General features: G+C 61.9%; 18 protein-coding genes. 11 read left to right on the forward strand and 7 right to left on the reverse strand.

The features are described 5' to 3' along the window. The first annotated feature begins 105 nt into the window (after positions 1-105). The 6 genes from RSO67_RS23290 to RSO67_RS23315 all read left to right on the forward strand — a co-directional run bounded on the left by RSO67_RS23290 (position 106) and on the right by RSO67_RS23315 (position 6,901). On the forward strand, positions 106-1,599 hold the full coding sequence (locus tag RSO67_RS23290) for an FAD-linked oxidase C-terminal domain-containing protein (protein WP_315840760.1): 1,494 nt from the start codon (positions 106-108) through the stop codon (positions 1,597-1,599). 12 nt (positions 1,600-1,611) lie between these two features. Beyond that, positions 1,612-2,850 carry an FAD-binding protein gene (locus RSO67_RS23295; RefSeq protein ID WP_315840761.1) on the forward strand — a complete coding sequence of 413 codons (1,239 nt, stop codon included), beginning with the start codon at positions 1,612-1,614 and terminating at the stop codon, positions 2,848-2,850. A gap of 12 nt (positions 2,851-2,862) precedes the next feature. Continuing rightward, positions 2,863-4,176, forward strand: a complete 1,314-nt coding sequence (gene glcF / locus RSO67_RS23300; RefSeq protein WP_315840762.1) for a glycolate oxidase subunit GlcF — start codon at positions 2,863-2,865, stop codon at positions 4,174-4,176. A 113-nt stretch (positions 4,177-4,289) separates the two neighbouring features. After that, positions 4,290-4,859 (forward strand): hypothetical protein, encoded by a 570-nt coding sequence (locus RSO67_RS23305; protein WP_315840763.1) that lies wholly within the window; start codon positions 4,290-4,292, stop codon positions 4,857-4,859. 467 nt (positions 4,860-5,326) lie between these two features. After that, on the forward strand, positions 5,327-6,319 hold the full coding sequence (locus tag RSO67_RS23310) for a TorF family putative porin (RefSeq protein ID WP_315840764.1): 993 nt from the start codon (positions 5,327-5,329) through the stop codon (positions 6,317-6,319). A 69-nt stretch (positions 6,320-6,388) separates the two neighbouring features. After that, positions 6,389-6,901 carry an HPP family protein gene (locus tag RSO67_RS23315; RefSeq protein ID WP_089261937.1) on the forward strand — a complete coding sequence of 171 codons (513 nt, stop codon included), beginning with the start codon at positions 6,389-6,391 and terminating at the stop codon, positions 6,899-6,901. Positions 6,902-7,017: 116 nt separating this feature from the next. Here the strand turns inward: RSO67_RS23315 and RSO67_RS23320 are convergent, their stop codons facing one another. Next, the gene (locus tag RSO67_RS23320) at positions 7,018-8,763 is read right to left on the reverse strand and encodes an ABC transporter ATP-binding protein/permease (RefSeq protein WP_315840765.1); all 1,746 of its coding nucleotides are present in this window, start codon (positions 8,761-8,763) and stop codon (positions 7,018-7,020) included. A 277-nt stretch (positions 8,764-9,040) separates the two neighbouring features. Between RSO67_RS23320 and RSO67_RS23325 the strand changes: the two genes are divergently transcribed. Further along, a complete protein-coding gene (locus RSO67_RS23325) occupies positions 9,041-10,708 on the forward strand; it encodes an L-lactate permease (protein WP_175366442.1) in 1,668 nt (555 codons plus the stop codon). Positions 10,709-10,866: 158 nt separating this feature from the next. Then, on the forward strand, positions 10,867-11,271 hold the full coding sequence (locus tag RSO67_RS23330; RefSeq protein WP_410001773.1) for an META domain-containing protein: 405 nt from the start codon (positions 10,867-10,869) through the stop codon (positions 11,269-11,271). Positions 11,272-11,486: 215 nt separating this feature from the next. Here RSO67_RS23330 and RSO67_RS23335 read toward each other — a convergent pair whose 3' ends face one another. The 3 genes from RSO67_RS23335 to RSO67_RS23345 all read right to left on the reverse strand — a co-directional run bounded on the left by RSO67_RS23335 (position 11,487) and on the right by RSO67_RS23345 (position 14,997). Beyond that, a complete protein-coding gene (locus RSO67_RS23335) occupies positions 11,487-12,695 on the reverse strand; it encodes a hypothetical protein (protein WP_315840766.1) in 1,209 nt (402 codons plus the stop codon). A gap of 200 nt (positions 12,696-12,895) precedes the next feature. Beyond that, entirely contained in the window at positions 12,896-14,551 is a 1,656-nt protein-coding gene (groL, locus tag RSO67_RS23340; RefSeq protein ID WP_068733597.1) for a chaperonin GroEL, read from the reverse strand. A gap of 149 nt (positions 14,552-14,700) precedes the next feature. Beyond that, positions 14,701-14,997 (reverse strand): co-chaperone GroES, encoded by a 297-nt coding sequence (locus RSO67_RS23345; protein ID WP_089261928.1) that lies wholly within the window; start codon positions 14,995-14,997, stop codon positions 14,701-14,703. Positions 14,998-15,309: 312 nt separating this feature from the next. Here RSO67_RS23345 and RSO67_RS23350 point away from each other — a divergent pair, with 312 nt between their 5' ends. Both RSO67_RS23350 and RSO67_RS23355 read left to right on the forward strand, forming a co-directional pair. After that, the gene (locus tag RSO67_RS23350) at positions 15,310-15,837 is read left to right on the forward strand and encodes a hypothetical protein (RefSeq protein WP_068733601.1); all 528 of its coding nucleotides are present in this window, start codon (positions 15,310-15,312) and stop codon (positions 15,835-15,837) included. Between the two features lie 77 nt (positions 15,838-15,914). Beyond that, positions 15,915-17,123 (forward strand): MFS transporter, encoded by a 1,209-nt coding sequence (locus RSO67_RS23355; protein WP_315840767.1) that lies wholly within the window; start codon positions 15,915-15,917, stop codon positions 17,121-17,123. A gap of 32 nt (positions 17,124-17,155) precedes the next feature. Here the strand turns inward: RSO67_RS23355 and RSO67_RS23360 are convergent, their stop codons facing one another. Then, a complete protein-coding gene (locus RSO67_RS23360) occupies positions 17,156-17,929 on the reverse strand; it encodes a protein phosphatase CheZ (RefSeq protein WP_089261924.1) in 774 nt (257 codons plus the stop codon). Between the two features lie 296 nt (positions 17,930-18,225). Between RSO67_RS23360 and RSO67_RS23365 the strand changes: the two genes are divergently transcribed. Beyond that, positions 18,226-19,017, forward strand: coding sequence for a L,D-transpeptidase (locus RSO67_RS23365; RefSeq protein WP_315840768.1), 792 nt, complete (start codon positions 18,226-18,228; stop codon positions 19,015-19,017). A 68-nt stretch (positions 19,018-19,085) separates the two neighbouring features. On the opposite strand, the gene RSO67_RS23370 is transcribed toward RSO67_RS23365, so the two are convergent. Both RSO67_RS23370 and RSO67_RS23375 read right to left on the reverse strand, forming a co-directional pair. Next, positions 19,086-19,892, reverse strand: a complete 807-nt coding sequence (locus tag RSO67_RS23370; RefSeq protein ID WP_315840769.1) for a DUF2076 domain-containing protein — start codon at positions 19,890-19,892, stop codon at positions 19,086-19,088. Between the two features lie 136 nt (positions 19,893-20,028). Continuing rightward, complete coding sequence (locus RSO67_RS23375; RefSeq protein WP_315840770.1) at positions 20,029-20,934, reverse strand: LysR family transcriptional regulator; 906 nt, start codon at positions 20,932-20,934, stop codon at positions 20,029-20,031. Positions 20,935-21,061: the final 127 nt, after the last annotated feature.

Here is a 21,061-nt window from a genome sequence, read left to right on the forward strand (position 1 = left end):
TCCCGGCACGTCACACTTTGGTAAGCTACCCAAAGCCGCATGGACGTGGTTGATTCATGACAAAGCAGCCGAGTGATCGCTGCGATCTTCGGGAGTGCGCGTTCAATGACCATCATGATGCCCGCGCCGGATCAGGCTGTCCTCGCAAGGCGCGAGGCCATTGTCGCTGCGCTGCACAAGCTGGTGCCGGGCGAGGGCGTGATCTCCAGCGCTGCAGAAATGCTGCCCTATGAGTCGGATGGGCTGATGGCCTATCGTCAGCCGCCGATGGTCGTCGTTTTGCCCGATACGACAGAGCAGGTCTCAAAAGTTCTAAAATACTGTCACGAGAACGGCATCAAGGTGGTGCCGCGCGGCTCGGGCACGTCACTATCCGGTGGCGCGCTGCCGCTGGCCGACGCGGTGCTGCTTGGTCTCGGCAAGTTCAAGCGCGTGCGCGAGATCGATTTCGACAACCGCGCCGTCGTCGTCGAGCCCGGCGTCACCAATCTCGCCATCAGCCAGGCGGTGGCGCATGCCGGCTTCTACTACGCGCCGGATCCGTCATCGCAGATCGCCTGTTCGATCGGCGGCAATGTTGCGGAGAATTCCGGCGGCGTGCACAGCCTCAAATACGGCATGACCACCAACAATCTGCTCGGCTGCGAGATCGTATTGATGTCGGGCGAAGTCATTCGCGTTGGCGGCAAGACGGCGGAGACATCGGGCTACGACCTGATGGGGATCATCACCGGCTCCGAAGGTCTGCTGGGTGTCATCACCGAAATCACCGTGCGCATCTTGCAGAAGCCGGAAACGGCGCGTGCGCTGATGATCGGCTTTGCCGAGGTCGAGCACGCCGGCCAATGCGTTGCCGATGTCATCAGCGCCGGCATCATTCCCGGCGGCATGGAGATGATGGACAAGCCCGCCATTCACGCGGCGGAAGCATTCGTTCATGCCGGTTATCCGCTCGATGTCGAAGCGCTCTTAATTATTGAACTTGATGGCCCTGGCGTCGAGGTCGACGAACTTATCAAGCGCGTCGAGAAGATAGCGCTCGGCTGCGGCTCGACCACCTGCCAGATATCGACCTCCGAACAGGAACGCCTGCTGTTCTGGTCTGGCCGCAAGGCGGCATTCCCTGCCGTGGGTCGTATCTCGCCGGATTATCTCTGCATGGACGGCACGATCCCTCGCGCGGCCTTGCCGCTGGTGCTGCGCCGCATGAAGGAGATGTCTGCCAAATACGGTCTTGGCGTCGCGAACGTGTTTCATGCCGGCGACGGTAATCTGCATCCGTTGATCCTGTACGATGCGAACAAGCCCGGCGAGTTGCAGCTCGCAGAGGATTTCGGCGCAGATATTCTGAGACTGTGCGTCGAGGTCGGCGGCGTGCTGACCGGCGAGCACGGCGTCGGCATCGAGAAACGCGACCTGATGCCGGAGATGTTCAGCGAGGTCGATCTCAACCAGCAGCAGCGCATCAAATGCGCCTTCGACGCGCAGGGTCTGCTCAATCCCGGCAAGGTGTTCCCGACATTGCATCGTTGTGCCGAACTCGGCCGTGTGCATGTGCATGGTGGCAAGCTCGCTTTCCCTGATTTGCCACGATTTTAGTTGGACGCATCCGTGGATATTTTGAAAGTCAGAGACGCTCAGGACGTCGAGCAGGCGGTGCGCGCGGCGATTGCCAGCGAGCAGCCGCTGGAGATCATCGGTCATGGCAGCAAGCGCATGATCGGCCAGCCCATTGCGACCAATGCGGTGCTTGATCTGTCGGCGCTCAATGCGGTGACGTCCTATGAGCCGAACGAATTGATCCTCACCGTACAGGCAGGCGCTCCGATGGCCGACGTGCTGTCGCTGATCGATTCCAAGAACCAGCAATTCTCCTTTGAGCCGATGAACACGTCACAGCTTCTGGGCACGCCGGATATCGGCACGATCGGCGGCATGATCTCGGCCGGGCTCGCCGGGCCACGGCGCATTCAGGCCGGCGGTGCGCGCGATCATCTGCTTGGCCTGCATGCGGTGTCCGGCTTTGGCGACAGCTACAAGGCTGGCGGCCGGGTAGTGAAGAACGTCACCGGCTATGATGTCTGCAAGCTGCTCGCCGGCGCGTGGGGCACGCTGTCCGTGATGACGGAAGTGACCCTCAAGGTGATGCCGCGGGCGGAGAGCGAGCGCACGCTGGTGCTGCGCGGACTCGATGATATCGCAGCGAACAAGGCGATGACCGTGGCGCTGGGGTCGCCCTTCGATGTGTCAGGTGCCGCGCATCTGCCCGGCTCGGCGTTGCGCACCACGCAGGGCGCGCTTGGCGAAATCGGGTCGCCCGACCAGTCGGCCACGCTGATCCGCCTTGAAGGCATCACCCCGTCCGCGTCGCAGCGTGCGGTGTCACTGAGCGCGACGCTGAAGCCATTCGGCGTGGCTGGGATACTTGAAGACGCTGCGTCCGCGGTATTGTGGGCGGCTGTCCGTGACGTAACGCCATTCGCAGCGAGCGGGCCGCGTGCGATGTGGCCGGTCTGGCGCATCGTGACGCCGCCGGCATCCGGCGGTGCGCTTGGCCAAGCTATCGCCAAAGGCTCGCAAGGCGAGGTCATCTATGACTGGGGCGGCGGGTTGATTTGGGCGGCACTACCGCCATCGGCCGATGCGCAAGCAGCGCAACTCCGCAAGCTGGTCAATGCAGCCGGTGGCCATGCGACGCTGATCCGCGCGCCGGAAGATGTGCGCCGTGCCATTGACGTGTTTCATCCGCAGCCCAAAGGCATCGCGGCGCTCGGCGAGCGCGTGCGTAACAGTTTCGATCCGAAGACCATTCTCAATCGCGGCCGGATGTCGCGTGGCCTTGGTACTTGAAAGACTTGCGACATGAAAACCGAATTCACCCCGACCCAACTGGCCGATCCGGATATTGCCGAGGCCGACAAGATCCTGCGCAAATGCGTGCATTGCGGTTTCTGCACGGCGACCTGTCCGACCTATGTGCTGCTTGGCGACGAACTCGATAGTCCGCGCGGCCGTATCTACCTGATCAAGGAGATGCTGGAAAAGGATCAGAAGCCGACGCAGGAGGTGGTCAAGCATGTCGATCGTTGCCTCTCTTGCCTCGCCTGCATGACGACCTGCCCGTCCGGCGTGAATTACATGCATCTGGTCGATCAGGCGCGGGTGAAGATCGAGAAGGACTACAGACGGCCGCTCTCCGAGCGGTTGCTGCGTGACGTGCTGGCCTGGGTGCTGCCGCGTCCCGGTCTGTTTCGCCTGAGCATGACCATGGCCCGGCTGGCGCGGCCGCTGGGGGCGCTGCTGCCCTCGACCAGCAAGCAATCCAACCCGAACCTGCTTAGCCGCGTGAAGGCGATGCTGACCATGGCGCCGAAGCAGTTACCCGCCGCCGGTCCATCGGGTGGCAGCGTTTTTCCCGCGATCGGTGCTCGCCGTGGCCGGGTCGCACTCCTGCAGGGCTGTGCCCAGCAGGTGCTGGCGCCGCGAATCAACCAGGCTGCTATCAGCCTTTTGACCCGTCATGGCGTCGAGGTCGTGCTGGTCCGGGACGAACAGTGCTGCGGTGCGCTGACCCATCATCTCGGCCGCGACCGGGATGCGCTGGCGCGGGCCAGGGCCAATATCGGCGTCTGGCTCGGGGAGGCAGACCGGGGCGGTCTCGACGCCATCCTGGTCACGGCGTCCGGCTGTGGAACCGTTATCAAGGACTATGGCTACATGCTGCGCGAGGATCCGGAGTTTGCCGCGCCGGCCGCCAAGGTCTCTGCGCTGGCGAAGGATATCAGCGAGTATGTCAGCGCCATGGATCTGCCGAAGCCTGACAAACAAAGCGACCTCGTCGTCGCCTATCACTCGGCGTGTTCGCTGCAGCATGGGCAGAAAATCACACACGCTCCCAAAGAATTGCTTTCCAAGAATGGATTCGTGGTGAAAGATATCCCAGAGAGCCATTTGTGTTGCGGTTCGGCGGGGACGTACAACATTCTCCAGCCTGATATTGCGAGCCGGTTGCGCGATCGAAAGGTCGCCAACATCGCGATGGTCAAGCCGGATATCATCGCTGCGGGCAACATCGGCTGCATGGTTCAGATCGCCGGAGGGACGTCAGTCCCGGTCGTACATACGATTGAGCTACTCGATTGGGCGACAGGCGGTCCCAGGCCAGGATTGAACTGATCTAATTGTGACACCTATTTGTGACACCGGCCCCGCGTTAAACTGGCCATGTGCTGGCGCGGAAGACTTGAAACGCCGGTCCCTTTTGGATCGGCGCCAACAGGAGGACCACGATGGCTAAAGGCAAGAAGTCGAAGAAGGACAAGAAAAAGCAGAAGAAGCTTTTGACGGCGGCGAAACCCGCGAAGAAGTCCTCCAAGAAGTCAGTCAAGAAATCCGCGAAGAAGGCTGCGAAGAAATCAGCCAAGAAGACGGTGAAGAAGGCGGCCAAGAAAGCCACCAAGAAGACTGTCAAGAAAGCCGCGAAGAAATCTGCCAAGAAGGCGCCGAAGAAAGCTCCGGCCAAGAAGGCAGTGAAGAAGGCTGCGCCGAAAAAGGCTGCCAAGAAAGCAACGCCGAAGAAAGCTGCCAAGAAGTCCGTGAAGGTTCCTTCTACGCTGTTGTCGAGCACGGCGCCCGCACCCGCTGTGACAGAAGCTCCAGCGCCGGTTGCGCTGCCGCCGAAGCCGCCGCGCAAGCCGCGTGCTCCCAAGCCCAAGCCGGTCGCACCGGCAATCGCTGAGACACCGAGCTGGGCGACGCCGGAGCCTGATCCGTCACCGGTCGAAGGACATTCTTCAGGCGAGACGACGGCAATCGAATCTCCTGGCGATACGTCGCCCGATCACGACGAAACCAGATAGTCGGACCGGATCAAGTCGGCGTTCCTGACTCGCCAATAAACTCCGGAAAACCGCAGCGCTCGCCGCTGCGGTTTTTGCTTGGTCTGGCTCTGTCGCGCATGCGTATTTCAACCGATGCCCGGGTGTCCTGAATTTGCAGGCGATTCGACTGGTCGTCGGCCCGGAGGCTCTGACCGGGCACCTGTTAACCGCTCCAGGGACGGCAATCCACAATTCCCAGTCAGTGGTAATTCCCCGTGGTGGTATTTTCGGGCTGGAATCCCTCCAAAAACGTTGTGCTTTTGCAACACCGCGCCACAACCTCTTACGGAAACGTCAGAACGCCTATTTAGGCGGCACTTGCTCGTTTTTTTTCCTTCACCACTCCGGCTTTGCGCCTCAAAGTTGCGTTCAGTCGATGAATTTCGCGGTCTCGCCGTCTTTCGGACACGGAACTGCCTCTGGTTTCAAAAGTGATGGGGAATGTCATGAAGAAGATTGTTGTCGCCTCTGCTGCGGTGCTCGCCATGGGGATGAGCTCGGCTTCCGCAGCCGATCTGGGCGCGAAGATGTACAAGAAGGCGCCGCCGATCGTGGCTGCCTACGATCCTTGGGACATCGCGTTCGGCAGCGCGATCATGAGCAACTACGTGTTCCGTGGTATCACCCAGTCCAACGGCCAGAAGGGCTCAGTCGCAGCTTACTTCGAGCCGCGCTACAACATCACCAAGGACGTTCAGATCTACGCTGGTGTCGCCGGTGAGAGCATCTCGTTCACCAACCGCGCTTCCATGGAGCTCGACGGCTACTTCGGTATCCGCCCGACCTGGGGCGCAGCCGCGTTCGACTTCGGCTTCTGGTACTACGGTTATCCGGGTGGCCAGTGCATCGACTCCGTCGTTGGCGGCGGCGGCGTGTGCCCGGTCGGCTCGAACGTTGCTGGTCCTGCCTTCAACGTCATGAAGAAGAACGTCAGCTTCTACGAGGGTTACGCGAAGGTGAACTACACCTTCAACGACTACTTCTCGCTCGGCGGTAACGCTTTCTACTCGCCGAACTTCCTGAACACCGGCGCTGATGGCACCTACGCTTCGATCACCGGTAAGGTGATCGCGCCGTCGACCTGGTTCGGTTCGACCGGCATCGGCTCCTACGTCTCGGGTGAGTTCGGTCGTCAGTGGCTGGGCACCTCAGATGCCTTCTACGGTACCGCTCAGTTCCCGAACGGCATCAAGTACGCCGACTACAACACCTGGAACATCGGCATCGGCTTCACCTACAAGGTCTTCACGCTGGACCTGCGTTACTCGGACACCAACCTGTCCAAGGGTGATTGCAACGCTTTCACCTCGGACTTCACTGCTTCGGGCACGAACAACGTGACCGCGATCAACCCGTCGGGCGCTGGCTCGAGCTGGTGCGGCGCGACCGGCATCGTCAAGCTCTCGGCTGACCTGACCGCGATGTCGAACCTGAAGTAAGAACTTCGACTGAGATCGAAGGGGCGGCAGAGCAATCTGCCGCCCCTTTTCTTTTGGGATAGGGCTTCCATGAATCGGGACTGGTTGCGGCGCGCAGCGAAGACGATCCGTCGCAACAATCATCGCAATGCGCTGGCCGGCGCCGTTGCCGGGCTGGGGGCGGGGATTGCCATCGGTGTGATGGAGTTCTTCTCGGCCGTTGCGCATTATCCGCTGGTCATCATCCCTTTTGCGACCTCGATCGTCCTCGTGATCGGCTCACCCGAAGCCGAGCCGGCGCAGCCGCGCGCTTTGGTCGGCGGACACATCGTCGCGACGCTGGTAGGGCTCGCGGTGCTCAAGCTGACTGGCCCCCATGCCTGGGCCGCCGCCATGGCAGTCGGCCTCGCCGTGCTGGCGATGTATGTCACCGGCACATTCCACCCGCCTGCCGGGATCAATCCGTTGCTTGTCGTGTCTCACGCACTACCGTGGACGTTCCTGCTCGCGCCGGTGCTGGTCGGCGCGCTGCTGCTCGCGAGCTTCACGTTTGTCTGGCATCGCTATGCGGCAGGCCGCGACTGGCCGCGGCACTGGCTTTAGAGCGTTTTCGAGCGAAGTGGGTATCGGTTCGCGTTAAGAAAACGCGTCAAACAAGAAGCTAGAGCCCCGTTCCGATTCCATCGGAACGGAAAGGCTCTAGCGGGGCGTGTCACGCCTCAGGCGGTTTCCGTCCTGGCCCTTGCATCTCCCAGCGCGAAATGATCGCCGGACCGCGTTAGCGACACCTTGCGCCGATGCAAGTCATCGAGCGTGTTGCGGTGGCCGATCGAAACGATGGTCGTGCCAGGCAGCTTGTCTTCCAGCAGCTGGTACAAAGCCGCTTCCGATGGTTCGTCGAGCGATGCGGTAGCCTCGTCAAGGAAGAGATATTGCGGCTTTTGCAGCAGCGCACGGGCGACACCGAGACGCTGTTGTTCACCGAGCGACAGCATGCGATTCCAGTGGCCATCTTCGTCAAGCCGGGTCGCCAGCGCAGGCAGACCCACGGCCCTGACTGCATCGGCGACTTCCTCTGGGCTGAACGCGTCGGTCCCGGCAGGATAAGCCACCGCATCCTGCAGCGTGCCGACCGGGAAATACGGCCGCTGCGGCAGCATCATGATCGCCGCATCCGCGGGGATCGAGATCTTGCCCTTGCCGAATGGCCAGATGCCGGCGATGGCGCGAAACAGCGTGGATTTTCCGGAGCCCGATGGGCCCGTAAACAGCGTGCGTTCCCCGCGGCGGAAGCTGAAGCCCGGCGTCTGCACCATGGGAGCGCCATTGGGGAGGGTGAGCGTCAGATCGCTCAGTGCGATGTCACTGGTGCCGGTCTCAGTGGCGTGAACGATATCAGCCTTGGTCGTCAGCGCCTGTACATTGGCAATGGCTGTCTCGAAGCCATCAAGGCGCATCACGCCGGACTGCCATTCCGCCAGTGTGCGATAGGCCGTGACGAAGAATGAAAGCGCACCCTGCACGGTGCCGAACGCATCCGCGGTCTGCATCACGGCGCCGAGCTGGACCTTCTCCGCAAAATAGGCCGGTGCGACCAGAACATAGGGCAGGATGATCGCGATCTGCTGATAGCTGACCGTGAAGGATGTCAGCTTCTTGGTGCGGCGCATGATGTCGATCCAGTTGCCGACGACCAGCTGGAAGCGGGTCGAGAGTCGCTGGCGCTCGACCGGTTCGCCGCGCAGCAGAGCGATCTGCTCGGCATTTTCGCGCGCACGCACCAGATTGAAGCGGAAGTCCGCTTCATAGCGCTGCTGCTGGAAATTCAGTGCCATCAATGGCGCGCCGATATAGTGCGTCAGCGCAGTGCCGATCACGGCATAGACGAGTGCGCCCCAGACGAGATAGCCGGGGATCGGGATATCCCGACCGAACACATGCAGCGGTGCCGCGTCGGACAGGCCCCACAGGATGATCACGAAGGAGAACAGCGTGACGACCGAACTCAGCAGGCCGATGCCGATGTCGAGCGTCTTCTCCACGAACAGCTTCACGTCTTCGGCGATGCGCTGATCCGGGTTGTCGGCAGCGTCGCCCTGCAGCTGCATGCGATAGTGGTTGGCGTCGGCGAGCCAGTTGCCGAGATAGCGCTCGGTCATCCAGCGCCGCCAGCGGATCTGGAGCCACTGGTTGAGGTAGAGCTGATAGACCTTGAGTGCGATGTTGATCGCCGCAAGCACGCTGAAGTAAGCGAGCTGATAGGTGAAGACGTCGAGGTTTCTGTCCTGCAGTGCGTTGTAGAAGGTGTTGTTCCAGCGATTGAACAAAACGCTGAGACCGACCACCGCCAGCTCGATGGCGATCACCGCCGTGAGGAGGCCGAGTCCCGCCCATTTGTCCTCGGAACGAAAATAAGGAACCGCGATCCGCCAAACGGTCGCGAGCGTGGAGCGGATGTTATTCACAGGTCGTCTCCGGGAGGAGGGCTCTAAGCCCTTAAGATCAGAAATGAATTCCAGCGTTTAGACTAAAGTAGCTGGTTTGATGGCCTGCGGCACCTTGTCGCGAAACTGTGATTCACCCTAGCATCACCAAAAGCGAGGCATGGGGGCCTCGCCTTCGCGTAGCTTATGGGCGCTATCGGCTTTGACCGATCGTGGATGCCCTCGCAAGTGAACAATCAGCAATTTGCCGATCGATAACGATCGAGCCGCTGCAATAATATAAAGGGGGAGAACGACCATGTGGAATCAGGTCTACAATCCATTCAATAGCTCCGCGATCTCGACGCTTGTAGCCGCGATACCGGTGGTCGTCCTGCTGGTGCTGATCGCCACCAACAAGGTCAAGGCGCATATCGCAGCGATCATTGCGCTGGTGCTCGCCAATCTTGTGGCGATCTACGCATTCACGATGCCCGCCAACATGTCGCTTCGCGCATCGGCACTTGGCGTCGTGACCGGTTTCTTCCCGATCGGCTGGATCGTCCTCAACGTCATCTTCATGTATCGCCTCACGGTGGACAGCGGCCGTTTCGAGGTACTGCAGCGCGCCATAGGCGGCGTCACCAATGATCGGCGTCTGCAGATCCTGCTGATCGCGTTTTCGTTCGGCGCATTCTTCGAAGGCGCGTCGGGCTTCGGTACGCCGGTGGCCGTCACCGGCGCCGTGCTGATCGGCCTCGGCTTCTCGCCGCTGGCAGCATCCGGCCTGTCGCTGATCGCCAATACTGCGCCCGTCGCCTATGGCGCGCTCGGCACTCCGATCCAGGGCCTTGCCACCGTCACCGGCTTCGACCCCTTCATTCTGGGCGCGATGGTCGGTCGGCAGTTGCCGGTCTTCTCCATGATCGTCCCGTTCTGGGTGGTCTGGGCCTTTGCCGGCTGGAAGGGCATGAAGGAAGTCTGGCCTGCCATCCTCGTTACCGCGCTCTCCTTCGCGATCCCGCAATTCGTGATCTCGAACTTCATCAATCCGTGGATCGTCGACATCGGCGCCTCGCTGATCTCCATGGGCGCGTTGATCCTGTTCCTGAAGGTCTGGCAGCCCAAGACGATCTGGACCTCGGCCGCGCTGCGCCAGCATGACGACTCGGCGTCGACCGTGCCACCGGTGAAGCCGATGAGCACGGAGAAGCTGACCTCGGCTCAGGTCTGGAGCGCACTGACCCCATGGATCATCCTGTGCGTCATCCTGCTGGTCTGGGGCACCAACTGGTTCAAGGGGATCGTCAATCCGATCTTCTCCTGGAATTTTCCAGTGCCTGAGCTGCACAACATGATCAACAAGGTGCCGCCGGTGGCCGCCAAGCCGACGCCGGAAGGCGCGGTGTTCGCGTTCACCTACGTCTCCTATACTGGCAGCGGCATGTTGCTGGCTGCGATCATCTCCGGTTTCATCATGGGCTTCTCGCCTGCGAAGATGATTGTGGAATATGGCCGCACCATCAAGATCTGCGCCTATTCGCTGATCACCATCTCGGCGATGCTGGCCATAGGCACGCTCACGCGCCTGTCGGGTGTCGACGCGACGCTCGGTCTGGCTTTCGCTGCCACCGGTGTGCTGTACCCGTTCTTCGGCACACTGCTTGGCTGGCTCGGCGTGGCGCTCACCGGTTCGGATACTGCATCGAACGTGCTGTTTGGCAACCTGCAGAGGATCACGTCCGAACAGCTCGGTCTGTCGCCGATCCTGATGAGCGCGGCGAACTCGTCCGGTGGCGTGATGGGCAAGATGATCGACGCGCAATCGATCGTTGTGGCGTCCACCGCGACCAACTGGTTCGGGCATGAGGGCACAATCCTGCGCTTCGTGTTCTGGCACTCGATCGTGCTGGCCTGCATGGTCGGCCTGTTCGTGATGCTGCAGGCCTATGTCTATCCGTTTACGCTGATGGTTCTGGCGCCGTAGGGCGCACGCAACGTCACAATGACGAATCCCCGTGGCTGCAAGGCCGCGGGGATTTTTCGTTGTCGCGCCATATTGTTTCCCGACGGTTCTGGTCAACCAGCGCCGCCGCGCGTAGAACCGCGGCCATTGTCGCCGATCCCATCACGCCGAGAATTCATATGACTGCCATGACCACTTTGCTGCGGGCCACTCTTGCCGGTGCTGCGTTTCTGATTGCCGTCCCTGTGCATGCCGCCGACGAGTTTCCATTCGGCATGGAAATGACTCTGGATGCGCAACGTCAGCCCGGCTCGAAGCGAATTCCCAATCTGGAAATCGGCGACGCCGGCGAGGCGCGGGTGGAGTTGTGGTGCAAGGGCGGAAAGGGCCAGTTCTCGGTCGCCGGCAACACCGTCGTCTTCGTCGCCGGCGCGATGGAGAACCGCAGTTGCTCGGACGCACAGGCCACGATGGACGATCAGTTGCTCGCCGATCTCGGCGCGGCCGCCAACTGGCAGCGGCGGGGCGACGTTGTGACATTCGTCGGACCGAAGTCGCTGCGGTTTCGGCTGAATACGAACTGATAGCACGGGCGTTTCCTCCCTCGCCCCCCCCCGCGGAGCGTAGCTCCGCGAGGTGGGAGAGGGTGGATCGAACCGCAAAGCGGTTCGAGACGGGAGAGGGGGCGCCACGAACTCCGGCCCTCTCCCGCCTTCGCTGCGCTCAGGCACCCTCTCCCGCGGCGCGCAGCTTTGCTGCGCTGGGGGAGAGGGGAAGAAAGAGCGCTTAGTCTTACGTGCTACTTCCAGTTCGAATTATCTGCATCCCAACGCTGTGCCTTGAACTCCGCCGCGACGGCTGCAACCGCGCCGTTGTCATCGCGCGGATCGCTTTCTTCATCGGCGGTCGGCGAATCCGCGAGAGCCAGCTTCGCACCCGAAGTCTCATCCGCGGTCGTTACTGACGGTGTGCTGACCCACAGGATGAGCTTATCCGTCGTGCCGGGCTTGTCGGGAGCGATGATCGCGCTGACCTCGACCGTCTCGGTCAATTCTAGCGCGGGCAGAACCTGACTCGGACGCTTGAAGGTCAGCTTGAGCTTTCCGGTCTCGTCGTCCCATGACGTGGCGGCAGGTTTGCCGGACATGGTCCTGGCGAGCACATTCGCCAGCGTGGTCGCAACCTTGTCGCGATTGATCTTGTCGCCATCGCGCCAGTCGGCGGCTGCAAAGCGCACGGTACGATCCATGTCGATAGCGCCCGTGGTCCAGCCGACATTGACGACGCCGGGATAGGTCTTGGTTTTGGCGACGAACGCTGCAGCGCGTTCCGGATCGATGGCGAGGCTGATGACCTGCTCGCCGGCACGTAGCGCGTCGCAGGAGACTGTCAGACTGTTCAATGCGACTTCGACATTCTGCCCGCGCAGCGTGCGCACGAAATCGAGCGCCGCTTCGAGCTTGATCTTCACCGCGATGGCTTCTGGCGAGACTTCGGTGAAATCCTTCGGCGCGGGCGCGATGTTGTCGTCGGTGGACTGATTGTCCTGGAATTCCTTCTCGCTCTGATCGGAATTGTCCGAGGAGGTCACGTTGTTGTTGGTCTGACCGACCGAGATCTGTCCCTTGAACTCGAACGTGTCGCCGGTCGGCCGGCGGTTCAGCTTGATGGTCACCGGCAGCTTGTCGACCTGGGTCTGCGTTGCGCCGGTGAGCGTCGAACCACTGACTGTGAGATTGGCGACGAAGCGATCCTTGCGGTCGCTGCCCTTCTCGGCGGGATAGCAGACATCAAGCGTCGCGGCTGTGACGGCCTTGCCCTGCCGCGTCTCCCGCAGGATGACGTCGGCATTGCCGTTCATGACGCCGTCGATCGAGGTGAAATAGCGTGTCTCGGGGCCTGCCGGCTGGCTCTTCGGCGCGGCTTTCACCTGCGCGAAAGCGTGGTGGACGGTTCCAACCGAGGCGGTGACCGTAAGGCCGAGCAGACAAAGATGAAGCGCGCGCATTTCCAAAGTCCCTGGACGTTATCGACGTGTCTCCGGGCGGATTTATCTGATTCCGCCCATGCGAGATTAATCACGGGATTGAATCAGAACCGCGACCAAGGCGAAAGGCCATAAGTCGCAGGCGCATTGTATCAGGGCAAAAAAGAAGGCCGCCCGGAGGCGGCCTTCGATCACAATACAGTTGAGCGTGAAAGCAGGGCTTAGAAGCCCATGCCTCCCATTCCGCCCATGCCACCCATACCGCCGCCACCGCCCGGCATCGCCGGTGCAGCTTCCTTCGGCAGTTCGGCGACCATGGCTTCGGTGGTGACCAGCAGGCCGGCAACCGAGGCGGCGTCCTGCAGTGCAGTACGCACCACCTTGGCCGGATCGATGATGCCCTTGGCGACCATGTCGACATAGGTTTCGGTCTGCGCGTCGAAGCCGAAGGTCTCGGACTTCTCGTCCAGGATCTTGCCGACCACGATCGAACCTTCAACGCCGGCGTTTTCGGCGATCTGGCGGATCGGAGCTTCCAGCGCCTTCAGCACGATATTGATACCAGCCTGCACATCGGCGTTCTCGTTGGTGAGACGGCCGACGGCCTTCTTGGCACGCAGCAGCGCAGTGCCGCCACCGGGGACGATGCCTTCCTGAACGGCCGCGCGGGTCGCGTTCAGCGCGTCATCCACGCGATCCTTCTTTTCCTTCACTTCGACTTCGGTCGCGCCGCCGACGCGGATGACGGCAACGCCGCCAGCCAGCTTGGCCAGACGCTCCTGCAGCTTCTCACGGTCGTAGTCCGAGGTGGTTTCCTCGATCTGCGCCTTGATCTGGTTGACGCGGGCCTCAATGGCCGGCTTCTTGCCAGCGCCGTTGACGACGGTGGTGTTTTCCTTGTCGATCACGACCTTCTTGGCGCGGCCGAGCATGGCGAGCGTGACGCTTTCCAGCTTCATGCCGAGATCTTCCGAGACGAGCTGACCGCCGGTCAGGATCGCAAGGTCTTCCAGCATCGCCTTGCGACGATCGCCGAAGCCCGGTGCCTTGACGGCAGCAACCTTGAGGCCGCCGCGCAGGCGGTTGACGACGAGGGTGGCGAGCGCTTCGCCTTCGACGTCTTCAGCGATGATCAGCAGCGGTTTGCCCGACTGCACCACGGCTTCGAGCACCGGCAGCATGGCCTGCAGGCTGGAGATCTTCTTCTCGACGAGCAGGACGTACACGTCCTCGAGCTCGGCGGTCATCTTCTCGGCATTGGTGACGAAGTAGGGCGACAGGTAGCCGCGATCGAACTTCATGCCCTCGACGATGTCGACTTCGGTCTCGAGCGACTTGTTCTCTTCAACCGTGATGACGCCTTCGTTGCCGACCTTCTGCATTGCCTGGGCGATCATCTTGCCGATGGCGGCGTCGCCGTTGGCGGAGATGGTGCCGACCTGAGCGACTTCAGCCGAAGACGCAACCGGCTTGGCGCGCTTGGTGATGTCCTTGATGACGGCGGCGACGGCGATATCGATGCCGCGCTTGAGGTCCATCGGGTTCATGCCGGCAGCAACCGACTTGGCGCCTTCACGGACGATGGCCTGGGCCAGCACGGTGGCGGTGGTGGTACCGTCGCCTGCGGTGTCGTTGGTCTTCGAGGCAACTTCGCGCAGCATCTGCGCGCCCATGTTCTCGAACTTGTCCTCGAGCTCGATCTCCTTGGCGACGGTGACGCCGTCCTTGGTGATGCGCGGAGCGCCGAACGACTTCTCGATCACGACATTGCGGCCCTTCGGACCGAGCGTGACCTTGACGGCGTTGGCGAGAATGTCGACGCCGCGCAGCATGCGATCGCGCGCGTCTCCGGAGAATTTAACGTCTTTGGCTGCCATGTTGATGGTGCTCCAATTTGGGAAGTTTAAAGCTCCGTCATGGCCGGGCTTGTCCCGGCCATCCACGCCTTGCCGAGCTTGCGGCCTAGACGTGGATCACCGGGACAAGCCCGGTGATGACGGCGTGTGGGGAGGCTGAAGCGAGTCGCTTAGGCGATCACGCCCATGATGTCCGACTCCTTCATGATGAGGAGTTCTTCGCCGTCGAGTTTGATCTCGGTGCCCGACCACTTGCCGAACAGAACCTTGTCGCCGACCTTGATGTCGATCGGGATCAGCTTGCCCGCTTCGTCGCGGCCGCCAGGGCCCACGCCGACGACTTCGCCTTCAGACGGCTTTTCCTTGGCGCTGTCCGGGATGATGATGCCGCCCTTGGTCTTCTCGTCGGCGACGATGCGCTTGACGACGACGCGGTCGTGCAGCGGGCGGAATTTGGTCTTGGCCATGGGAGTGTCCCTTTAGGGTTTGCGATTTCGTTGCCATCTCGGAGGCGGGCGGGAATCCAGCCGGAACGCTCGGGGGCGGCCGGCTCATTCCCTTAGCAATCGCGCTCCGGGAGTGCTAATTGAGCGTCCGGGAAATATGGCCAGACGCTTTTTGAGTCAAGCGAGGCCTTAAGGCCTTGGTGAGGCCAATATAGGATGATCTGGAAACCATAATGGAGAGTCGGCGTAATTCTGCCGACCTCATTGCGCCGTCAGGTGTTTTGCGCTTGGCTGCCGGGACGGGCAGCCGGGGAATTTGCTCTAGGGGATAATATGATCAGGTCACGCTACGCCCGCACGGTTGCCCATCTGGCGATCGTTTCAACTTTGGCGCTGTCATTGGGCGGGTGCGGCACGTCTGGTGGATTGGGCGGGTTCAGCTTTGGGAACTCGCAGCCGACACCGCCGCCGGAGCCCCCGCCGGCGCCGGAACTGCCAGCCTCGATCCGCTCGGAAGAACTCGTCGGCCGCTGGGGTCTGGCGTCCTACATGAATCCCAACGATCGCGTTCGCACCGAGAATGCCGCGCGCGGCCAGTGCAAGCAGCCCTATATCATCGGCCAGGGCGCCACTGGCGGGGTCATCATGCATCTCGCCGACGAGGCGACGCCGCAGGAATTGCGCCTCAAGGGCTCGCCGAGCGGCAAGAACTATATCGGCCCGCCCGGTCCCGCCGGTGGCGAGAAGGATCGCGAGATCGTCTCCTTCGACGGTCGGATTCTGGTCACGCGCTTCATCGACAAGGACGCTGCGGTTCGCTACGGCAACATGGTCTATGTCCGTTGCGCACCCAAGGCCTGACCTGACAAGGCCTGACCTGACAAGGCCTGACCTGAGGCGTAAGGCGGGCCCCGCCACTCCCTTGAAGACGTGAACCCATGCACCGATTGCGCGACCTTGTTTTCGGACCGGGCCGCGCGGTCCTTGTGCTGGCATTCACCCAGATCCTGACCTGGGGCATCCTGATCTATCCACCGGTGCTGACCATGCCGCATGTCACGGCGGCGCATGGCTGGTCGCTGGCCTTCGGCATGGCGGGCTTTTCGCTGGGCCTGATCGTATCGGGACTGCTGTCGCCGGTGGTTGGTGGATTGATCGACCGCCACGGCGGTAATGTCGTCATGGCATCGGGCGCATTGGCCGGTGCCTTGGGCCTCGCTCTATTTTCAGTAGCCGATCATCCCGCGACCTATCTGGCCTGCTGGCTGTTGCTCGGCGCTGCAATGTCTGCGTCGCTCTACGATCCCGCCTTCGCCACGCTGACGCGCATCTTCGGTGCCTCGGCGCGGCGGCAGATCACCTTCGTGACCTTTGCAGGTGGCTTCGCCTCGACGGTCGGCTGGCCGGCGACCCATCTTCTGCTTGAGGCTGTCGGCTGGCGCGGGACGTATCTGACCTTCGCAGCGATCTTCGCCTTTGTCGTTGCGCCGCTTCATGCTTTTGCATTGCCGCGCCACGTCGCCGTCGCGCCTCTGCCCGTGGCGGACGCCGTTGTCGTCCCCCAGCAGGCAACCCTGCGCCCGGAAGGCTGGCCGTTCATCCTGCTGGCGGCGGCGTTCTCGCTTTACAGCTTCATTCTGTCGGGCGTGACGTCGAACCTGCTGGCGCTGCTGGAGCGCGGCGGGCTCAGTGCTGCAACGGCAGTGACCATCGGTGCGATGTTCGGTCCGGCGCAAGTGGCATCGCGGTTGGCAGACTTCATGCTGGCGGGGCGCACCCATCCGCTGTGGATCGCGCGCGGGGCGGTGGTGCTGGTAGTATCGGCCTTCGCAATGCTGGCCTTTGCAGGGATTTCGTTTCCGCTGGCGGCCTTGTTCGCTATCGGCTTCGGCGCGGCCAATGGCGTCATGACCATCGCGCGCGGTGCGCTGCCGCTTCTGATGTTCGGTCCGGTCGGGTATGGGCGCGTCATCGGCCGTATCGCGCGGCCGGCTCTGTTCGTGCAGGCCTTTGCACCGTTCGTGGTGGCATCCGCGGTCGAGACGCTGTCGGACCGCACTGTACTGCTGCTCGGGACGGCGGGAGCGTTGATCGTACTGGTCTGCTTCGTGATGATAAAAACGCCGGGCGTTGCGGCCCGGCGTTAAGTCGTTTCTAACCTTGCGCGCAGGTTTCGGCGTTAGCCGAACAGCGCGTCGATATCGTCCTGCGAAGCGTGGCCGACGTCGCCGTCCAGCTTCGGGCCGTTGAGCAGCTTGTCGTCTTCGCTGCGGTCATCGACCTTGGCCGGCGCATGCGCCTTGATCTCATCGACGCCACCCCAGATGTCCATCATCGCAGTAATGCGGTTTTCGATGAACTTCATCGTGGTCATCACCTTGCTGATGCGCTGGCCGGTGAGGTCCTGGAAGTTACAGGCTTCGAAGATCGCGACGACGTTATCGCCGATCTCTTCCAGCATCTGCTTCTGCTGATCGGGTGAGGTCACCTTGCCGAGCGCTGTCGATGCATTATCGATGGCTTCGGCTGCGGCGAGAATCTGCTGCGTGGCTTCTTCGGTGCCGCCGACGACGGCGCCGAGTTCACCGTTGACCTTCGCCATTTCGTCGCCTTCGAAGCTCTTTCCGTGAAGAACTGCGATTTCCATCTTGGTGCGGGTAATGGCGTCGTGGATCAGATCGAGTTCGATCTTGAGCTTTTCGCACTGCTCGATCTGAGCGCGGTAGGTTGCGAGCAGAGCCTGTGCTTCCGCAACCTGCTGATCGGCGGCGGCGCCGACCTGATCTGTCACGGCGTTGCGGGCCGGCGCTCCCATCTGCGCGCGGATCGCGCGGAGCTCAGCCATGATTTCGCGATGCATTGGCATCGGCTCGCTGCTGCCCACCACTTCATTGGGCATAGGTGCAGTACCGAAAACTTCTTCAATGCGAAATCGCTTGCGACGAACAGACATCAGGTCCCCCAACGTTCAATCAATCCCCCGTTCGTATACCTATGAGTTTAACGTGAAGTTCACGCGGGAACATCGCACCGATAGCCGATAATCGCTGTGCAAACTGTTAGTTAACCATGGGGCTTTCGCGTTCATTCAAAATAAACGCTACCAAATAGAACTGCGCCGTTTGACGACGTGGTGAATCCAAACGGCGATTGTGTTTACCAAACCGAGGCGATTTTAACCTTAAGTCGGAGTGTGCAAAGCGCTTCTCAGGTGAGAACGCGCACGACGAAACAGTGCAGAGTACGTCGATGTTCAGAAAGTTCTCTCTCACGCTTCTTGCCAGCGCATCTTTCATCGCCGCTGGATCGCATCAGACGCTTGCGGTGGAAGCCGCGGCGCAGTTCGCCGAGCCTCCGGTGGTCTATGCGCAGCAGCCGCAGCGCCCGATGCAGCGCACGGCCTATGCCGAACGCTCGCGCATGGGCGGCGGCTTCATCGAGTTTCTGTTCAGCGATGGTCCGGCGCAGCAGGGCCAGCGTTATCAGCAACAGCCGGACTACTCTTACGAGCAGCGCCGCTCGCTGCTGCCGCCGATGGATCCGCAACAACGCGTCTATCGGCAGGAAGAGACGGCAGATCCCGCGCGTCCCACGCTCGATCCCAAGTATCAACCGCAGATGGTCGAATATCAGGGCAGCGAGAGCGCCGGCACCATCGTCGTCGATACGCCGAACAAGTTTCTGTTCCTGGTGCAGGGTGGCGGCAGGGCGATGCGCTACGGCATCGGCGTCGGCCGGCCGGGCTTCACCTGGTCCGGTGTAAAGACGATCACTGCGAAGAAGGAATGGCCGTCATGGACGCCGCCGAAGGAAATGCTGGCGCGCCGTCCTGATCTGCCGCGCTATATGGAAGGCGGTCCGGAAAATCCGCTCGGCGCACGCGCGATGTATCTTGGTTCGACCCTGTACCGTATTCACGGCTCCAACGAGCCATGGACAATCGGCACCAATGTTTCCTCAGGCTGCATCCGCATGCGCAACGAGGACGTCATCGATCTCTATGGCCGCGTCGGCGTCGGCGCCCGGGTTGTCGTGATCTGATTGATCTCCCGTCACATGAAAACGGCCGCTCGTGAGAGCGGCCGTTTTTGTGTTGCTGGTCTAAACGATCAGGCCAAATCGCTGTCGTCGGAATCCATATCCATGGCGTCGTAATCGCCCTCGTCCTGGTCTTGATCCTGGTCCTGATCGGCATCGGCCTGCGCCTGATCGAACGATCCGGCGCGGGAGCCGCTGGACGAACCGATATCATTGACGCCGGCCTGATTGCCGAGGCTGCCGCCGGACGAATCCGAACCGGAGCTCCACGGGCTCTTGCTCTCGCTGGCATTGGCGGCGTCGCCGAAACCTTGCTGATGGCTGCCGCCCATCATCGAACGGATGCTGCCGAGCAATAGTGAGCCACCGACCACGCCGGCTGCGGCCGCCGCTGCGGTACCCAGAAACGAACCGCCACCGCCAGCCTGAGGTTGCTGCTGGCCGAACTGTCCCGGCGCCTGACCTTGGCCATATCCGCCCTGACCATAGCCACCCTGTAGCTGTGGCTGGCCGATGACCTGCCCGGTGTTCCAGGCAGGACGGCTCGGCTCGGGCGGGCGAACGCTCGGCACGGAGCCGCGCGGCTGGTTCGGGCTCTGGCCCTGACCGAACAGGGCGTCCCGCATCGAATCGAGGAAACCGCCCTGAGCAGCCTGTTCGGGGGCGCCGTTGCCTTCCAGTTGCTGGATGCGCTCATGGGCGCGCTTCAGCGCTTCGTCCTGCAGCAATACGGTCTGCACCAGCGCATACAGCGCATTGGGGGCGCGGCGCTGGCCCTGCGCAATGGCGTCGAGCGCGTCTGGATCGCGTGGCGCGCCTTCGACCTTGCTGAGCCGGTCAAAGAGATCGTCAACCAGTTGGCGTTCTTGCGGTGTCATGGCGTCCTCTGTCTTCAAAGCGCGCTTGCTTTGCGCGCTGGAGATGTAGTGACGCTTTGTGTCGCAATAAGTGCCGCCTGGATTAAATTTAGTTATGCGACAAAACGACCGGCAGGCCTTGTCGTGCTTCCTCTTGTCATGCTTCCAGCGCGTAGCGTGCCAGATTGGCCTTCAGCATGTCGAGAATCTGATCCCGTGCCGGATCGCGGGTCCCTCTGACCCACGCCGCGGCGAGCGGAAGCCTGTTCATTGCCGCCATGCCTAGCGGCATATAGCGAACGCCGCGTGCGGGCATGCGGGAGGTCCAGCGTGGCACGATCGCCAGTCCGATTTCGGCGGCGACGAGATTGACGATGGTCTGCTTCTCGTCGGCGATCTGCACGACATTGGCCTGCAGCCCGGATTCCGCAAACAGCTTCATCGTCAGGTCGTGACTGTGCGGCCGCGACCGTCGCTCCGGCACGATCAGAGGCTCGTCGGCGATATCGGCGATCGTCAGATGCGTGCGCGACGCCAGCGGATGGCGCTCGGAGACGGCCACGACGGCTGTCTCGTGAAACAGAAACATGAATTCCAGCCGCTTGTCGGCACTCTCGGGCGGCCGGACAAAAGCGAGATCGAGCCGGCCCGACAGCAGGCGCGGCAGCAGCCGGATCGTCTTGTCTTCATCCAGCTTGATGGCAACGTCAGGGGCGCGTTCGCGAAGATCGTGAAGCAGCGCCGGCAGAAGCCCGGCGGCGGCGCTGTCGATTGCGCCGACGCGGATCGTGGCTGCACGGGCACGCACGCGTGCGCGGAAGGACGACGCAATCTGATCCGCGCGGGCGAGCAGGTCGCGTGCCTGTTTCAGAAACTCGACGCCGTCATCGGTCAGGGCAACGCTGCGCGTCGTGCGCGTCAGCAGGCGTGTGCCGAGATCGTCCTCGAGGAGGCGGATATAGCGGCCGAGTGCCGACGGCATCATCTCGAGCCGCTGCGCCGCGCGGCCGAAATGCAGTTCGTCCGCCGCCGTCACGAAACAGCGCAACTGGTGCAGATCCATCGGTGGTCCCTCTTCGTCATGCCCGGCCTTGTGCCGGGCATCCACGTCTTGGCCACACCGAAGAAAGGCGTGGATGGCCGGGACAGGCCCGGCCATGACAAGTACAAACCATTATATCATTTATTTG

The organism is Tardiphaga sp. 709 (assembly GCF_032401055.1).
Classification (GTDB): domain Bacteria; phylum Pseudomonadota; class Alphaproteobacteria; order Rhizobiales; family Xanthobacteraceae; genus Tardiphaga.

Coding starts and splice junctions, on each gene's coding strand:
- RSO67_RS23290 (WP_315840760.1), top strand. CDS start 106: ATGACCATCATGATGCCCGCGCCGGATCAGGCTGTCCTCGCAAGGCGC.
- glcF (WP_315840762.1), top strand. CDS start 2,863: ATGAAAACCGAATTCACCCCGACCCAACTGGCCGATCCGGATATTGCC.
- RSO67_RS23305 (WP_315840763.1), top strand. CDS start 4,290: ATGGCTAAAGGCAAGAAGTCGAAGAAGGACAAGAAAAAGCAGAAGAAG.
- RSO67_RS23310 (WP_315840764.1), top strand. CDS start 5,327: ATGAAGAAGATTGTTGTCGCCTCTGCTGCGGTGCTCGCCATGGGGATG.
- RSO67_RS23315 (WP_089261937.1), top strand. CDS start 6,389: ATGAATCGGGACTGGTTGCGGCGCGCAGCGAAGACGATCCGTCGCAAC.
- RSO67_RS23325 (WP_175366442.1), top strand. CDS start 9,041: ATGTGGAATCAGGTCTACAATCCATTCAATAGCTCCGCGATCTCGACG.
- RSO67_RS23330 (WP_410001773.1), top strand. CDS start 10,867: ATGACTGCCATGACCACTTTGCTGCGGGCCACTCTTGCCGGTGCTGCG.
- RSO67_RS23335 (WP_315840766.1), bottom strand. CDS start 12,695: ATGCGCGCGCTTCATCTTTGTCTGCTCGGCCTTACGGTCACCGCCTCG.
- groL (WP_068733597.1), bottom strand. CDS start 14,551: ATGGCAGCCAAAGACGTTAAATTCTCCGGAGACGCGCGCGATCGCATG.
- RSO67_RS23345 (WP_089261928.1), bottom strand. CDS start 14,997: ATGGCCAAGACCAAATTCCGCCCGCTGCACGACCGCGTCGTCGTCAAG.
- RSO67_RS23350 (WP_068733601.1), top strand. CDS start 15,310: ATGATCAGGTCACGCTACGCCCGCACGGTTGCCCATCTGGCGATCGTT.
- RSO67_RS23355 (WP_315840767.1), top strand. CDS start 15,915: ATGCACCGATTGCGCGACCTTGTTTTCGGACCGGGCCGCGCGGTCCTT.
- RSO67_RS23360 (WP_089261924.1), bottom strand. CDS start 17,929: ATGTCTGTTCGTCGCAAGCGATTTCGCATTGAAGAAGTTTTCGGTACT.
- RSO67_RS23365 (WP_315840768.1), top strand. CDS start 18,226: ATGTTCAGAAAGTTCTCTCTCACGCTTCTTGCCAGCGCATCTTTCATC.
- RSO67_RS23370 (WP_315840769.1), bottom strand. CDS start 19,892: ATGACACCGCAAGAACGCCAACTGGTTGACGATCTCTTTGACCGGCTC.
- RSO67_RS23375 (WP_315840770.1), bottom strand. CDS start 20,934: ATGGATCTGCACCAGTTGCGCTGTTTCGTGACGGCGGCGGACGAACTG.